The sequence below is a fragment of the Streptomyces nidicola genome (assembly GCF_050106155.1).
GTDB lineage: Bacteria > Actinomycetota > Actinomycetes > Streptomycetales > Streptomycetaceae > Streptomyces.
Map to the genome: position 1 here is coordinate 5,874,512 of NZ_JBNBPI010000001.1, position 16,673 is coordinate 5,891,184.

Consider the following 16,673-nt stretch of genomic DNA (forward strand, 5'->3'; position numbering starts at 1 on the left):
AGTTCCGTGAACCGTCCGCCGACCTGCCCCGTAGTCACGTCAGTGGTACGGGAGCCGTCGACCGCGGCTGCCCAGGCCCTCATTCACCCTGGCTGGAGGACGTTTTCGTGTCGTTGATGTTGACCGTGGTCGAGGCGGGTGGTGACGCGTTCGACGTCCATCTCGACGCCGACCCCGACACGCCCATGAGCGCTGTCGCGGAGGCGCTGGCCGGGGCGGGAGGCGTCCACCGGCCCCCGGAGGGCCTCGGCCTGTACGCCGACGACCGGCTGCTGCCCGGGGACCTGCGGCTGCGGGACGCGCCCTTGCAGCACGCCTCCATCGTGGGCCTCGGCCGCCCGGCCGGCACCGCGGCCACCGAACCGGACGGCCTGGTGGAGGTCCGTGCGGTCGGCGGTCCCGGAGCGGGCGCCGTGCACCGGATCGACATGGGGGAGTACCGGATCGGCCTCGGCCACGACGGCTCCGCCCAGGTGCTGCGCGCCGTCCCCGACCGCCCGTCCGCCGTCCTCACGGTCGGCCCCGGCGGACGCTGCCGGATCGCGCCCGACGCCTCCGTGCCGGGCGACGGCTCGCTGCAACTGGACCGCGTGGCGGTCACCGAGGCGGTGGCCTGGCCGGTCGGAGCCCAACTCCTCGTCGGCGGTTCCCTGTTGGAGCTCGCGCTGCCGCAGAAGCCGGACGCCGCCGTGCAGCCCTCCGAGGACGGCACCGGCTGGGACTACAACCGGCCGCCGCGGCTGCACCCCGCCGAGCGCGCCACCCGCTTCACCCTGCCGTCGCCGCCCGCCCCGCTCGCCGCCCGGCCGCTCCCGTGGATCACCGCCGCGGCCCCCATCGTGATGGCCGTCGTGGGCGCGCTGGCCTTCGGCCGCATGTCGATGCTGCTGTTCGGGCTGCTGTCCCCGGTCGTGATCGTCGGCAACTACGTGATGAGCCGCCGCACCGGCAAGCAGTCGCACTCCGACAGCGTCGCCGAGTTCGAGGAGAAGAAGGCGCGCATCGAGGGCGACGCGAACGAGGCCCTGACGGCCGAGCGCACCGCCCGGCGCCGCGGCTTCCCGGACCCGGCCGAGGTCGTCCTCACCGCCGTGGGCCCCCGCCGCCGCCTCTGGGAGCGCCGCGCCACCGACGCCGACTTCCTCGAACTGCGCGTCGGCACCGCCGACATGGACTCCGACGTCGTCCTCCACGACCCGACGAAGGACGAGCACCGCCGCCAGGACCCGTGGACCGCCTACGACGTCCCCGTCACGGTGCCGCTGCGTGAGCACCACGTCCTCGGCATCGCGGGCCAGGGTCCCGGCGCGCGCTCCGTGGCCCGCTGGGCCATCGCCCAGGCCGCCGTCCTGCACAGCCCGCGCGATCTCCAGATCCACCTGCTGACCACCGGCGAACAGGGCCGCGACGGCTGGTCCTGGCTGCGCTGGCTGCCGCACGTCCGCAAGAAGTCGGGCGACACCCCTGCCTCCATCGGCTACGGCACCGAGAGCTGCGCCCTCCGCGTCGCCGAGCTCACCGCGCTGATCGCCGAGCGCGCCACGGCGACTGCGGCCGAACGGCGCGGCAAGCCCGCGGGGCCCGACGTGCTCGTCGTCCTCGACGGCGCCCGCAGGCTCCGCTCGCTGCCCGGCGTGACGCAGATCCTGCGCGAGGGCCCGGCCGTCGGCGTCCGCGCCGTATGCCTCGACGCCGAGGAGCGGCTGCTGCCCGAGGAGTGCCTCGCCGTCGTCGCCGAGGAGCCCGGCGGCACCATCCGGGTTGGCCGCTCCGGCCGCGGCACCGTCACCGGCGTCCGGCCCGACCTGGTCTCCGCCGACTACTGCCGTTCGCTGGCCCGCGCGATGGGCCCGCTGCGCGACCCGGGCGGCGGCGACGAGGAGGCCGCCGTGCTGCCCGCCTCCGCGCGGCTGCTCGACGTCCTCGCCCTCGACCCGCCGCAGGCCTCCGGTATCCGGGCCCGCTGGCTGGCCGGCGGCCGCTCGACCCGCGCGGCGGTCGGCGTCTCCCTCGACGGCCCGTTCCACCTGGACCTCAAGCGCGACGGCCCGCACGGCCTCGTCGCGGGCACCACGGGTTCCGGCAAGTCCGAACTCCTCCAGACCATCGTCGCCTCCCTCGCCGTGGCGAACCGTCCCGACGCGATGACCTTCGTACTGGTCGACTACAAGGGCGGCTCCGCGTTCAAGGACTGCGTCGACCTGCCGCACACCGTCGGCATGGTCACCGACCTCGACGCCCACCTCGTCGAGCGGGCCCTGGTGTCGCTGACGGCCGAACTCACCCGGCGCGAGCACATCCTCGCCGCGGCGGGGGCCAAGGACATCGAGGACTACGTCGACCTCCTGGAGCGCGAGCCGGGCTCGGGCCGCGATCCGATGCCCCGACTCCTCATCGTCATCGACGAGTTCGCCTCGATGGTCCGCGATCTGCCCGACTTCGTGAAGGGCCTGGTCAACATCGCCCAGCGGGGCCGCTCGCTGGGCATCCACCTGATCCTCGCGACACAGCGCCCCAGCGGCGTCGTCTCCTCCGAGATCCGCGCCAACACCAACCTGCGTATCGCCCTGCGCGTGACGGACTCCGGCGAGAGCCAGGACGTCATCAACTCCGGTGAGGCCGCCGGGATCTCGCAGAGCAACCCGGGTCGCGCGTACGTCCGCCTCGGCCAGAACTCCCTCGTCCCGTTCCAGTCCGGACGCGTCGGCGGCCGTCGCCCCGGCGCCTCGACGGTCTCGCTGCCGGCGCCCTGGGCGGTGGCGGTCGGCTGGGAACACCTCGGCGAGCCGCTCCCGGCACGCCCCCGCGCCGCCGCCGCGCCCGCCGAGGTCGAGACCGACCTCACCGGGCTCGTCACGGCGATCCGCGAGGCCGACCGGGAGATGGGCATCCCCCGGCAGCACAGCCCCTGGCTCCCGCCGCTGCCCGAGGCCCTAGTCACCCGCGACCTCCCGGCCCCCGCCCCCTCTCAGTACGACCTCCAGCCCGTCCCGTACGGAGTCGTGGACCTGCCCGCGCAACAGGCCCGGCAGCCCCTGGTGATCGACCCGGCGACCCTCGGCCACCTGCACATCGTCGGCTCGCCCCGCCAGGGCAGGTCCCAGACGCTGCGCACCATCGCCGGCGCCCTGGCCCTCGCCAACCGCGCGGACAAACTCCACATGTACGGCATCGACTGCGGCAACGGCGCGCTGCTGCCCATCGAGGGCCTGCCGCACTGCGGTGCCATCACCCAGCGCACCCAGCCCGACCGGGTGGCCCGCCTCCTCGCGCGCCTCACTCGCGAGCTGACCCGCCGCCAGGAGATGCTCGCGGCCCGCGGCAGCGCCGACCTCCCGGAGCTCCGCCGCGCCCTGCCGGAGGCCGAACGCCCGCCGCACATCGTGCTGTTCATCGATCGCTGGGAGGTCTTCGACAAGCAGCTCGGCGAGTACGACTCGGGCAACCTCCTCAACTCGGTGATGACCCTGCTCAGGGACGGCGCGAGCGTCGGCATCCACCTGCTGATGACGGGTGACCGTGCGCTGTTCTCCAGCCGGGTCAACGGCTCCACCGAGGACAAGCTCGTCCTCAAGCTGAACGAGAAGTCCGAGTACGGCCAGATCGGCATCACCCAGCGCAACGTGCCGGACGAGATCCCGCCGGGCCGCGCCTTCCGCGCCGCCGACAAGGCGGAGGTGCAGATCGCGCTCCTCACGGACAACCCGGAGGGCCAGGCGCAGGCGGGGGCGCTCCACCAGATCGCCGAACACTGCCGCACGCAGTCGTCTCAACTCCCTGCTACGACACGCCCGTTCCGCGTCGACACCCTCCCCGACCGGCTCACCTGGGAACAGGCGATCCAGTACGTGCCGCGCAGGCTGCCGTCCGCGCGGTGGGCCCTGTCCGGAGTCGGCGGCGACGAACTCGCGGCGGTCGGCCCCGACTTCTCCGTCACGCCGACGTTCATGGTCTCCGGTCCCGCCCGCTCGGGTCGCAGCACGGTCCTGTCGACACTGGCGATGTCGCTGCTGTCGACGAAGACGCCCATCGTCATCGGCGCGCCCGCGAGGTCACCGCTGCGCCGGCTCGCCGGGCGGCCCGGTGTCCTCGCGGTCTACGAGGAGTCCGACATCGACCCGACGGCGCTCGAACAGGTACTGGGGTCGGCGCCGCAGGGTGCCGTGGTGATCCTGGACGACGCCGACCTGCTGCTGAAGACGAAGGCCGAGCCCGTCCTCACCCAGATCGCCAAGTCCGGTGCGGAGAACGGCCGCGGCCTGGTGATCGCGGGCCAGACCGACCGCCTCTCCTCCGGCTTCTCCGGCTGGCACACGGAGGCCCGCCGCAACCGCTGCGGTCTGCTCCTGAAGCCGCAGAACATGAGCGACGGCGACCTGATCGGCGTCAAGATCCCCCGCAGCCGCCTCAACGCCCCCACCGCGGGGCGGGCGATCCTGCATCTGGGGGACGGGGTGCTGCGGACGGTGCAGGTGCCGGAGACGGTGTTGCCGGCGGCGGTGAACTGACCGGCTCCGCGCACGATGTGAGGGCTCCCACCGAGCGGATCGGTGGGAGCCCTCTGTGCTGTGCGGACCGCGTTCGCTACCGCGCGACGCGCCAGCGTTGCACCTCGTCCCCGTTCACGGTGAGCCACGTACCGTCCCCGAGCGCCTTCGGATCCGGGCCGTCCGGGAACGGGTAGCGAACCCGATGGCGAGCGGTGAGGTCCTCCGTGTCGAGCAGGAAATGCTCGGTTTCCTCGGACCACCATTCCTCGCCGACGGCGACGATGACGTGGGAGGCGTCGACAAAGCCGGAGTCACCCGTGATGAAGGACTCCTGTGTGGTCCGCAGATCCTCCGGTGACACCTCGGATGCGACCGCCGAAGCACTGGCGGGGGCGGCGCTGTGCACCCGCAGCCGAGCGCCACCGACGTCCTGCACCAGAACCCGGCCGTTCTGCACCGCCGTCACCCGGTCCTCGCCCGCCGCCAGCTCCGTGAGACGCAGGCGGCCGTCGACGATGTCCACCTGCCAGGAAAACGCGCCGTCCTGACCCTGAGCCGCGGACAGGAGGAAAGCCGGCGACCGACCAAAGAGGGCGTCCAGCGTGTAGGCGCCGGAGAACGAGGGGAGTGGCGCCTCGTCGAGCACGTCCCCGTTCTCCGATGCGAGGAGAACGAAGCGGTCGCCCGGGTACTCCCCCGTGCTGTCGGGAGTTCCGGGGACGGCGGCGAGCACGTGGAGCCCGTCGGGGGTCTCCGCACAGGCCCCGCTCCCGATGGCGTCGTCCCCCCAGGAGAAGTGCCTGAACGCCCATTCCACCGCTCCACTAAGGGAGTGGTACGACACCGAGTCCTGCCGGGACGCCGCGACGCCACTCCTGGTCGGTGTCACGTAGTGGCACTCGTCGAGCTCGTCCAGGGGTACGGAGAAGGCGTCGTCGGAGAAGAGCGGTGGCTGGGCGGATGAACGTACCGACCTGATGCTCACCAGCTCCTCGGAACGTGTCACCAGCCGCAACGTGCCGTCCCGGAACTGACGTCCGTCGAGTTCCGCCCAGGCTTCCGCGATTCCTTCGACGGTCTCCTCGCCGACGAGTTGAGGGGTGATGTCTTCGGGCATGGGTGCTTCCCGTTCCTCGGTCAACCTGGAAATTGGAAATGCCGGATCTTGGTTCCGGCGTCCCGGGAGTGTATGGGCCCCGACACTCTGCCCCCGAAGGACCTGATGAGAGGTTCGCAGATGTCCGCGCACACGCTGCGGCTCGCCGCACCGTGCGTGGGCACCCGCCCCACCCTGTCGAGGAATGCCAGAAGGTTCTCCTCCGCATGGGCGGCCAGCAGTCTCGGAGGCATGTACTGGTCGTTGGGCAGGAACTTGGCCCCTCGGGCGGTGACGAGGCGGCGCTGTGCGGGGGTCAGTTTCGCCTTGCTCGTGCCGCTCACCCAGACATCACCGGTCCGGTCACGGACCGCGGCGACCGTCTGGCCTGCCCGGCCTCGCCTGCCCAGCACCCTGTTCACTTCTCGCGCAAGCCTCTCCAGGTCATTGCACGGTGCGAGCCCGAGGGCGTCGAACCACGTATGGGGGTTGTGCGGGTAGGTGCGGGGATTGGGGGCCGGTTCGAGCCCGAGGGGGTCCGGAGTCGTGTACCGGGCGGTCTCGGGGTCGTAGTGCCGGTAGAAGTTGTAGTGCAGGCCGGTCTCGGGATCCTCGTACTGCCCCGGGAAACGCAGCGGTGTGTGGGCGATCGCGTCCCGGTTGCGGGTGGTGACGCCCCACAGGGTGGCCCGGGAGTGCCAGGCGATGTCGCCCTGCTCGTCGACGAGTTCGGTGGGGGTGCCGACGAGGTCGGTGACGATGGCGAAGAACCGGGAGTCGAACTCGTCCTGGCTCCGCGGCTTGCGTTCCAACTGCGTGAGCGGCCGGTGGCCGTCGTGGTCCCACGTGAGGATGACGCCGGTGGCGGTGTCCGTCTGCTCGGCGAGGCTGGTGCCGTCCCAGGTGAAGTACACCGCCTCGGCCACCGAACCGTCCTTCGCCATGCGGTACTTGGCGGTGCGGCGGCCCATCGGGTCGTACGTGTACTGCCACACGGTGCCGTCGGGTGTGACACAGGAGACGAGGTGGTCCTCGGCGTCCCACTCGTAGCGCCAAGTGCCGGGCTTCTTCGACAGGCGGCGCTTCTGGCGCAGCACCATGCGGCCCGCGTCGTCGTACTCGTACCGGACACCACCGGCGGAGAGCAGGCGTGTGTCGGCGTAGGCCCGGGAGCCCCGGGCCTCGGTGCGGGGCGCCTCGTCGGGCCAGGCGGCCTCGGTCTGGTTGCCCGCCCGGTCGTAGGCATAGGACTCGGTCCAGCCTTCGGCGGTGACCGACAACGGGCGCCCTGCCCGGTCCAGTTCCATCCGCCGGCTCGCCCCCGTCACCCCGTCGGTGATGGAGGTGACGTAATCGTCCGCCCGGTACGCGTAGCTGCGGGCCCGTGCGTCCCCGCTCCGGGCGGTCAGCCCCTGCGCGACGGGGCGGCCGGCCATGTCCCAGCTCGTGGTCATGGCGACCGGGGAGGCGGCCGTGCCCAGAGCGCGGACGAGTTCGTGGCCGAGGAGGTCGTGGCCGAACTCCATCCGGTGACCGTCGGAGGTCAGGGAGTCGCGGTTGCCTGCCTCGTCGTAGGTGAGTTCGGTGTACGCGCCGGTTGGCGTGGTGCGGGAGGTGCGGCGGCCCATGAGGTCGTACGTGTAACGGGTGGTGCGTCCGTCGACGGTTTCCGCCAGCAGGTTCCCCGTGAGGTCCCGCTCGAGGGTGAGCGTCGAAGTGGGGGACACCGCGCGGACCAGGGCGCCCGCGGCGTCATAGGTGTAATCGGTCCGCACCCCGGCCGCGTCCTTGGACGTCAGCTGGCTGAGCTCGTTGTACGTGTAGCCGATCTCTTCGCCGAGCGGCGTCGTCCGGGAGATCACCCGGCCCAACGCGTCGTGGGAGTAACGGATTTCGCGCTGGTCGAAGTCGGCTTCCGCGACGAGATTGCCGGCGGCGTCATAGCTGTAGTCCCACTCGAGACCCTGCGGGTTGGTGACCCGGGTGAGGCGGAGCTCGCCGTCGTAGGCGAAGGTGCACCGGGCACCGTCGGGCTCGGTGCGCGCCGCGAGCATGTCGAAGTGGGTGTACTCGAAACGGCTGGTGCTGCCCGCTGCGTCGGTGTGCGTGAGGCAGTTGCCCTCGCCGTCCCAGGTGAGGCGTTCGGTGCGGCCGTCGGGGCCCGTGCGCTCCGCCACGTGACCTTCGACCGTCCACGCCGTGCGGGTGATCGCTCCCAGCGGGTCGGTGAGAGTGGTGGGACGGCCGAACGCGTCGCGTTCGATCAGGGCGGTCCCGCCGGAGGCATCGGTGACGGAGAGCGGCAGTCCTGCGCCGTCGTTCTCGTAAGTGGCCGCAGCGCCCACCGCATCGGTCGCCGTCGCGATGGCACCCGCGCGGTCGTGGGTGTAGCGAATGGTGACCCCGTCCGGGGCGGTCATGACGGTGGGATTGCCCTGCTCGTCGTATGCGCAGTGCCACGTCGTCCCGTCGTGACCGGTCGAGGAGACGGGGAGATTCAGTTCGTTGTACGCCGCCGTGGACCGGCTGCCGCCCGGGAGTTCGACGACCGTGGGGTTGTGGGCCGTGTCGTACTCGTAGCGGGTGGTGTTGCCGAGGGCGTCGGTGCGGGCGAGGAGGTTGTCGTAGCGGTCCCACTCGGAGGTGGTGGTGTTGCCCAGGGGGTCGGTCTCGCCGACGACTTGGTGGTGGTCGTTGAGCTGGTAGACCGTCGTGGCACCGCACGCGTCGGTGTAGTGGGTGCGGAGCTCGGTGGGGTCATAGGACCAGCGTGACGACAGATACCCGTCGGGGCCGATGGTCTCGGTGATGCGGTGGGCGTCGTCGTAGGCGTAGCGGTAGACGGAGTTGTTGCGGTCGGTCCAGGACGTGATGCGGTGTTGGTCGTCGTAGCCGAACACCAGGGCCTTTCGCGACGAGTTGATGATGTGGGTGAGGTTTCCGTCCGCGTCGTGCTCGTAGGACATGACCTCGACGGGGCCGTCCGGCGTGGCGACCGAGAGACCGGTGATCAGGCCGGCGATGCAGTGGACCTCGACGCGGTAGCCGCCGGAGTGGAGGAGCTCGGTGGGGGTGCCGTCCTCGAGGCGGGAGACCGTGACGGTGTTCCCATTGCGGTCGTGCCAATGCGTCAGCCAGTAAAGACCGTTGGCGTCGTCGGGGTGGTCGGCGAAGGTCTGGACGAGGCCCGAGTGGGGGTCGGTGACGCGGTAGGTGACCCGGCCCGTGGTGTCGTCCGTTCCCGCGCAGGTCAGCGGCAGGCGCTCGCCTTCCTCGGGCCACACCGGGTCATCGGACTCGGAGGCGGGAAGGCTCGGGTAGGTCAGGATCGACCCGTCCTCGCGGGTCCACCACACGCGCCCCTGGTCGTCGATCTCCAGACGCTCGTCGAGGGTGGAGGCCCAGGAGGGGCCGAAGAACTGGCCGCAGCGGTAGGTCGACAGATACGTACGGGTGACCGTCAGCGGCAGCACGCCGGGCAGCGTCAGATCGGTCTGGGGCAGCACCATCTCACCGCTGGCCACGTCGACGGGGTCGCCCGCGCACTTGCGAGTGCCCAGGCCCCGGACCACGCTGCGAGCGTCGCCCGCCTTGGCCGAGGCGGGCTTGACGCCCTTGAGGGCCGAACCGATCCCCTTGATCCCCTTGAGCAGCGCACCGCCGCCCGCGACCAGGCCCACGACCCCGAGGATGATCTCGCCGATGTCCCAGTCGCCGGTCTCGGCCATGATCGATATGTTGATGGCGAGTGACGCGGCACCGGCGACGACGGCACCGATCGTGAGCGCGATCCCCAGCCCCTGAAGCCCGGGCACGAGCATCGCCAGCACACCCAACACCGCGCTGATGATGGCGAGGGCCTTGCTGAACGCCTTCTTGATCTTGTCCCAGAGGCTGTAGCCCTCGACGGACTCGTCCCGGGCGTCGTCCAGCTTCTGCGCGGCGACGGCGGCGTCCTCCTCACGCACCTGCCGCGCGTCTTCGGCGAGCATGCGGGCGGCGTCGAGGTCGGCCTGCGCGTCGTCGGCCTGCGCCTGCGCGGAGGACTGCTTGCTGTGCGCTTCGTCGAGGGCGCGCCGGGTGCTGGCCCGTGCTTCCTTGTCGTCCGGCGGATGCTTGACCCCGTCGAGGTGGCTGATGTCGGCGGTGAGCGCACTCACCACGTCGGTGGCCGAATCGAGCCGCGCCTTGGCCTCCCGGCCCTTCTCCAGCGCGTTGTCGGCGTTGCGCTGCTGATCACGCAGCGAATGCACGTACGTATCCAGCGCGCTCGCGGCCTGGTCATACGAACTGTGCAACTTGCGCACCTGCTCGGCCAGATCGCCCAGCTTGTCCCGAAGCTTGTCCATCGTCTTGCCCTCGCCGGTCTGGTTGTTCTCCAGACCGGAGACGAGGGGCAGGGCATCGCCCGCGTTGTCGGCGACGGAGCGGTACTGGCGGGCCAGGTCTCCGAGCATGTCCGCATCGCCGGGGGTCGGGTCGTCCGAGAACCCGAAGACGTCTTCCCAGTCGGACACCGCGGGCCTAGTCATGGCCGTAACCTCAATTTCGTCGGAGTTTTCCGGCCGTCCCCCGTGCCGGTCGTGGAATTAACCGAGAGTCCAGAAGTCGGTCCCCGCTGGGGGCTTGGGGGCAGGCACCCATGAAGAGCGGTCCGCGTTGGGGTCCCAGTCGGGTACGTCTCCGTCGTAGTAGACGAAGAGAGCCCAGTAGTAGTCGTCCTCGTGCAGGATGATGTCGCTGTTTTCCAGGAACTTCTGCTCCGGCCACTGGGCGTTGATCCGCGCCACGGCCTCCGCCTTCGGGATGGAGAACAGGGAGACCATCGTGTCGGCCACTTCGTCCAGTAGTTCCAGCACTTCCGCGGACGCGTTCGCCAGGAATTTGCTCATGACGGCACCTTTCCTTACTGGAGGCTATCGGTGAGGAGCTTCCCTGCCTTGTCTCCGAAGAACACCACCTGGTTTCCCCACCAATTGCCCTTTTCCCACTTCATGAAGTCCTTGGGGTTTCCGAGCATGGGCCCCTCCACCATTTCGTAGGGCAGATCCTTACTGCCCTTTCGGTAGTTGTAGACGAACATGTCGAGCTCTTCACTCTCGCCCCTGAATGTCTTCGACTTAAGGGCGTCGAAGTCCGCCCGGGGGACGCGGAAGTGGAGGACCTCGGCGTTGTTTCCGTGCTTGGCCGCCCAATCCGTTGCCTGCTTGGCGTTCCGCGTGGTGTAGAAGCCGTTCCCGAAGTCCATGGGGCGGGTGCTGAACTTGGTGTCGACGCCGTTCTTTCGGATACTCGCGGCGGCATTCTTATGGGTCCCGTGGAACAGATCCACGTGACAGGAGGGCGCCAGGCCCAGGACGTCGGTCACCGTATGGGGGTTGTTGACGTAGGTGACCGGGTTCGGTGCGGGTTCCAGCCCGAGTGGGTCCGGTGAGGTGTAGCGCCCTGTCTCGGGGTCGTAGTGGCGGAAGTAGTTGTAGTAGAGGCCGGTTTCGGGGTCCTCGTACTGGCCGGGGAAGCGGAGCGGGGTGACGGCCGTGGCGTCCCGGTTGCGGGCGGTGGTGCCCCACAGGGTGGTGCGGGAGCGCCAGGCGATGTCGCCCTGCTCGTCGACGAGTTCGGTGGGGGTGCCGACCAGGTCGGTGACGATGGCGAAGAAGCGGGAGTCGTATTCCTCCTGCTTCCGCGCCTCGTCCTGCGTCTGTGCCGGCGTCTGCGCCCTCGGCCTGCGCTCCAGCTGCGTCAGGGGCCGGTGGTCGTCGAGGTCCCAGGTGAGCGTGACGCCGGTGGTGCTGTCGGTCTGCTCGGCGAGCCCGGTGCCGTCCCAGGTGAAGTGGACGGCCTCGGCCACCGAACCGTCCTGCGCCATGCGGTACTTGGCGGTGCGCCGCCCCGTCGGGTCGTACGTGTACTGCCAGCGGGTGCCGTCGGGGGTGGTGCAGGCGGTGAGGTGGTCCTCGGCGTCCCATTCGTAGCGCCAGGTGTCTGGCTTCTTGGACAGCCGCTGCTTCTGGCGCAAGACCATGCGGCCGGCGGCGTCGTACTCGTAGCGCACGCCTCCCGCCGCCTGGATGCGGGTGCCGGTGTAGGTGCGCTCGCCGCGGGCCTCGGCGCGGCCTGCCTTCTCCGGCCAGTCGGCCTCGGTCTGGTTGCCGGCCTGGTCGTAGGCGTAGGACTCGGTCCAGCCGTCGGCGGTGACCGCCAGCGGGCGGCCGACCGGGTCCAGTTCGATCCGCCTGCCGGTGCCGGTCGCCTCATCGGTGACGGAGGTCAGGTGGTCGTCGGCCCGGTAGCCGTACCTGCGGGCACGCAGCGTCCCGCCCCGCCCCACGAGGTCGTGGGTCACCGGGCGGCCCGCCTGGTCCCACGAGGTGGACATGGTCACCGGCGCGGCGTGCGAACACAGGACGCGGGTCAGCTCACGACCCGCCACGTCGTGGGTGAACTCCATACGACGGCCGTCCGTCGTCAGCGCGCTGCGACGGCCGGCCTCGTCGTACGTGAGCTCGGTGAACGCGCCCGTCGGAGTCGTACGGGAGACGCGTCGTCCCAGGAGGTCGTAGGCGAAACGGGTGGTGCGGCCGTCGACCGTCTCCGACAGGAGGCGACCCATCAGGTCCCGCTCGAAAGCGAGCGCGGAGGTGGGGGAGGCGGCGCGGATCAGGTCGCCCGCGGCGTCGTAGGTGTAGTCGGTCCGCACTCCGGCCGCGTCCTTGGACGTCAGCCGGCCGAGGATGTCGTACGTGTAGCCGATCTCCTGGCCGAGCGGTGTCGTCCGGCAGGTGATGCGGCCCAACGCGTCGTGGGCGTAACGGATTTCGCGGTCGTCGAAGTCGGACTCCGCTATCAGGTTGCCTGCGTGGTCGTAGGTGTAGTCCCAGGTCAGCCCCTGCGGGTTGGTGACCTGGGTGAGGCGGAGTTCGCGGTCGTAGGCGAAGGTGTGGCGGACGCCGTCCGGCGTGGTCCGGGCGGCCAGCTTGTCGAAGTGGGTGTACTCGAAACGGCTGGTGCCGCCCGCGGCGTCGGTGTGCGTGAGGCAGTTGCCCTCGCCGTCCCAGGTGAGGCGCTCGGTGCGGCCGTCGGTGTCGGTGCGCTGCGCGATCAGGCCCTCGACGGTCCACGTCGAGCTGCTGATCGCGCCCAGCGCGTCGGTGACGGTGGTGGGCCGGCCGAACGCGTCCCGCACCACCGAGGCGGTCCGACCGGACGCGTCCGTGACGGAATTCGGCAGGCCCGCGCCGTCGACCTCGTAGGACACCGTTGCCCCCGCCAGGTCCGCGCTGGTGGCGACCGCGCCGGTGGGATGGTGGGTGAAGCGGTTCGTGACGCCTTCAGGGCCGATGACGGCGGTCAGGTTGCCACGCTCGTCGAACTCCTGGTGCCAGGTCACCCCGTCGTGACCGGTCGACGAGACGGGAAGGTGCAACTCGTTGTACGCCGCCGTGGACCGGCTGCCGTCCGCACGCTCGACGACGGTGAGGTCGCCGGCCGTGTCGTACTCGTAGCGGGTGGTGTTGCCGAGGGCGTCGGTGCGGGCCAGGAGGTTGTCGTAGCGGTCCCACTCGGAGGTGGTGGTGTTGCCCAGGGGGTCGGTCTCGCCGACGACTTGGTGGTGGTCGTTGAGCTGGTAGACCGTCGTGGCGCCGCACGCGTCCGTGTAGTGGGTGCGAAGCTCGGTGGGGTCATAGGACCAGCGTGACGACAGATACCCGTCGGGGCCGATGGTCTCGGTGATGCGGTGGGCGTCGTCGTAGACGTAGCGATAAACGGAGTTGTTGCGGTCGGTCCAGGACGTGATGCGGTGCTGGTCGTCGTAGCCGAACACCAGCGCCTTGCGCGACGAGTTGACGACGTGCGTGAGGTTTCCGTCCGCGTCGTGCTCGTAGGACATGACCTCGACGGGACCGTCCGGCGTGGCGACCGAGAGGCCGGTGATCAGGCCCGCGATGCAGCGGACCTGAACGCGGTAGCCGCCGGAGTGGAGGAGTTCGGTGGGGGTGCCGTCTTCCAGACGCTTGATGACGATCTCGTTGTCGTTGCGGTCGTGCCAACGGGTCAGCCAGTACAGGCCGTTCTCGTCATCGGGGTGGTCCGTGAAGGTCTGGACGAGACCGGTGTGCGGGTCGGTGACGCGGTAGGTGGGCCGGCCCGTGGCGTCGTCCGTTCCCGCGCAGGTCAGCGGCAGGCGCTCGCCTTCCTCGGGCCAGACCGGGTCATCGGCCCCGGTGTTCGGGAGGCTCGGGTAGGTCAGGATCGACCCGTCCTCGCGGGTCCACCACACGCGCCCCTGGTCGTCGATCTCCAGGCGTTCGTCGAGGGTGGAGGCCCAGGAGGGGCCGAAGAACTGGCCGCAGCGGTAGGTCGAGAGATACGTACGGGTGACCGTCAGCGGCAGCACGCCGGGCAGCGTCAGATCGGTCTGGGGCAGGACCATCTCACCGCTGGCCACGTCGACGGGGTCGCCCGCGCACTTGCGAGTGCCCAGGCCCCGGACCACGCTGCGAGCGTCGCCCGCCTTGGCCGAGGCGGGCTTGACGCCCTTGAGGGCCGAACCGATCCCCTTGATTCCCTTGAGCAGCGCGCCGCCGCCCGCGACGATGCCCACGACGCCGAGGATGATCTCGTCGATGTCCCAGTCGCCGGTCTCGGCCATGATCGAGATATTGATACCTAGCGACGCCGCCCCGGCGACGACGGCACCGATCGTGAGCGCGATCCCAAGCCCCTGAAGCCCGGGCACGAGCATCGCCAGCACACCCAACACCGCGCTGATGATGGCGAGCGCCTTGCTGAACGCCTTCTTGATCTTGTCCCAGAGGCTGTACCCCTCGACGGACTCGTCCCGGGCGTCGTCCAGCTTCTGCGCCGCTACGGAGGCATCCTCCTCACGCACCTGCCGCGCGTCCTCGGCGAGCATGCGGGCGGCGTCGAGATCGGCCTGCGCGTCGTCGGCCTGCGCCTGCGCGGAGGACTGCTTGCTGTGCGCTTCGTCGAGGGCGCGGCGGGTGCTGGCCCGTGCTTCCTTGTCGTCCGGCGGGTGCTTGACCCCGTCGAGGTGGCTGATGTCGGCGGTGAGCGCACTCACCACATCGGTGGCCGAATCGAGCCGCGCCTTGGCCTCGCGCCCCTTCTCCAGGGCGTTGTCGGCGTTGCGCTGCTGATCCCGCAGCGAGTGCACATACGTATCCAGGGCGCCGGCCGCCTGGTCGTAGGAACTGTGCAGCTTGCGCACCTGCTCGGCCAGGTCGCCCAGCTTGTCCCGGAGCTTGTCCATCGTCTTGCCCTCGCCGGTCTGGTTGTTCTCCAGACCGGAGACGAGAGGCAGCGCATCGCCCGCGTTGTCCGCTACGGAGCGATACTGGCGGGCCAGATCGCCGAGCATGTCAGCATCGCCGGGGGTCGGGTCATCCGAGAACCCGAAGACGTCTTCCCAATCGGACACCGCAGGGCGCGCCATGGCCGCGACCTCACTTTCCCTGATCTGTTGCGCCCATGGGGCTTGCGTCGACGGCTTCCGAGTCCGCACCAACGGGGTCCCCGAACCGGAGCGACTCCGCGATCGCGTCGAAGACCTCGTAGAACTGTTCCGCCAGATCCACGTTGGGGGTGGAGCTGGCGAGCACCAGATAGTCGTGGCTGTTCGGCACCTGGACCAGGGTGTGCCGCACCGCGGTGGGCACCCGCGTCCCGTTGTGGTCGATGTCCTCGATACGGGAGATCCGCCCGGCCGCCCCGACATGTGGCAGCTCCACGAACTCCACCTCGCCGGGCGGCAGTCCACTGCTCTCCGCGTCGGTGCCGAGCTGCACGCCCGCGGCCATGACGAGGTCCGCCAGATCCTCCGCGTCCTCCTCGGGAACGGAGATCCGCAGCACCACCGTGGTGGCGCTGAGCACCAGCGGGCCGCTGCCCGCGCGCAGAATCCTGAGCATGCCCGACGCCCGCAGCGCGCCCTTCGCGTGCGCCTCGCGTGCGATGCGCCGCGTACTGCGGATCAGCCCGTCCACCTGCTCGCGGGTCAGCTGCGGGGACTTCTCCACCTGTGCCTCGATACGGCGGCGGATCGACGCGTCCCGGGTGCTCGGGTCGAGGTCGAGGTGCCACCACGAGTCGGGGAACCTCAGGCTGTACTCCGCGGGCGCGGCCGCCTCCGGCTGCTCCGTGGTCGGTTCCGTCGTCATGGTGCTGTTCCCTTCCGCGCGACGCTCTTCGCGAGGTTCTTCGCGACGTTGCTCACGACGTTCTTCGCGATGTTCTTCCGTCACGCGTCCTGCTTCTCTTCGTCCAGCGACTTGATGGTTTCGTCGTCGGTCTGCGTGAAGTTCTCGGCGATCGTGTCCGTGTTGTCGGAGAACTTCTTCACGTTGTCGTGGACCCGCTCGTGACCCGCCACCCACGCCTTGTCGAACGCGTCGAGGGCGTCCGCGAGCTTGCTGTCGCCGGCCAGGCTCTTGAAGTCCCCGTCGTCGCCCGCGGCGTGGTAGAGCGTCGCGGAGTTCCCGATCAGATCCCCGATGTTCTGGAGCTCCTTGGCGGTGTCCTTCAGGTCCTGCACAGGCACGCTGATGTTGCCCATCGGTGTTCTCCTCTCCTGCCCGTGCCCCAGCCGCCCGGCCCCGCCCTCACGGGGAGGGCGGGGCCGGGAGATGCGGGGGAGTCTCAGCCGATGGAGCCGGCGGTCTGGTCGTCGGTGTCGACGAACGCGTCGGCGACCTGCTTGATGAACTCACTGACACCCTGCAGACCCTCGATGGCCTTCTCGGTGCCGTTCTTGTACTCCTCCCAGTACGGGCGGAACTTGCTCTCCGAGCCGGGCGTCGCGTAGGCCGCCTCGACCATCTCGTCCATCTTCGTGTTGGCCTCGTGCAGGCTCTGCTGCATGAGTTCCTTCTGGTTCTGCAGCCAGGTGGACGCCTCGCGCATCTCGTCGGGGCTGATCTGGATGTTGCCGCCGGCCATCTCGATTTCCTTCTCTCGTCTCGGTTCGCCCGCGGTCGTAGATCCGCGCACACCGGGGTCTACGGGGCACCTGGCCAGGCGGTTCATGGCTGTTGCCGAACGGTGACGAAAGAAGGCGCCGACAAGCG

The 16,673-nt window shown here is 70.0% G+C and carries 8 protein-coding genes; 1 reads left to right on the forward strand and 7 read right to left on the reverse strand.

Annotated elements, in window-relative coordinates:
- The first annotated feature begins 116 nt into the window (after positions 1 to 116).
- A complete protein-coding gene (locus ACOKM3_RS26620; protein WP_426906907.1) occupies positions 117 to 4,508 on the forward strand; it encodes an FtsK/SpoIIIE domain-containing protein in 4,392 nt (1,463 codons plus the stop codon).
- A 76-nt stretch (positions 4,509 to 4,584) separates the two neighbouring features.
- On the opposite strand, the gene ACOKM3_RS26625 is transcribed toward ACOKM3_RS26620, so the two are convergent.
- The 7 genes from ACOKM3_RS26625 to ACOKM3_RS26655 all read right to left on the reverse strand — a co-directional run bounded on the left by ACOKM3_RS26625 (position 4,585) and on the right by ACOKM3_RS26655 (position 16,545).
- A complete protein-coding gene (locus ACOKM3_RS26625; protein ID WP_426903552.1) occupies positions 4,585 to 5,607 on the reverse strand; it encodes a hypothetical protein in 1,023 nt (340 codons plus the stop codon).
- Between the two features lie 20 nt (positions 5,608 to 5,627).
- Positions 5,628 to 10,118: a DUF6531 domain-containing protein gene (locus tag ACOKM3_RS26630; protein ID WP_426903553.1), complete on the reverse strand. Its 4,491-nt coding sequence runs from the start codon at positions 10,116 to 10,118 to the stop codon at positions 5,628 to 5,630.
- A gap of 57 nt (positions 10,119 to 10,175) precedes the next feature.
- Entirely contained in the window at positions 10,176 to 10,478 is a 303-nt protein-coding gene (locus ACOKM3_RS26635) for a hypothetical protein (RefSeq protein ID WP_426903554.1), read from the reverse strand.
- 14 nt (positions 10,479 to 10,492) lie between these two features.
- The gene (locus ACOKM3_RS26640; protein WP_426903555.1) at positions 10,493 to 15,028 is read right to left on the reverse strand and encodes a DUF6531 domain-containing protein; all 4,536 of its coding nucleotides are present in this window, start codon (positions 15,026 to 15,028) and stop codon (positions 10,493 to 10,495) included.
- 25 nt (positions 15,029 to 15,053) lie between these two features.
- Positions 15,054 to 15,767, reverse strand: coding sequence for a hypothetical protein (locus ACOKM3_RS26645; protein WP_426903556.1), 714 nt, complete (start codon positions 15,765 to 15,767; stop codon positions 15,054 to 15,056).
- Between the two features lie 80 nt (positions 15,768 to 15,847).
- Complete coding sequence (locus tag ACOKM3_RS26650) at positions 15,848 to 16,162, reverse strand: hypothetical protein (protein WP_426903557.1); 315 nt, start codon at positions 16,160 to 16,162, stop codon at positions 15,848 to 15,850.
- An 83-nt stretch (positions 16,163 to 16,245) separates the two neighbouring features.
- Complete coding sequence (locus ACOKM3_RS26655) at positions 16,246 to 16,545, reverse strand: WXG100 family type VII secretion target (RefSeq protein ID WP_111662277.1); 300 nt, start codon at positions 16,543 to 16,545, stop codon at positions 16,246 to 16,248.
- Between the last annotated feature and the right edge of the window lie 128 nt (positions 16,546 to 16,673).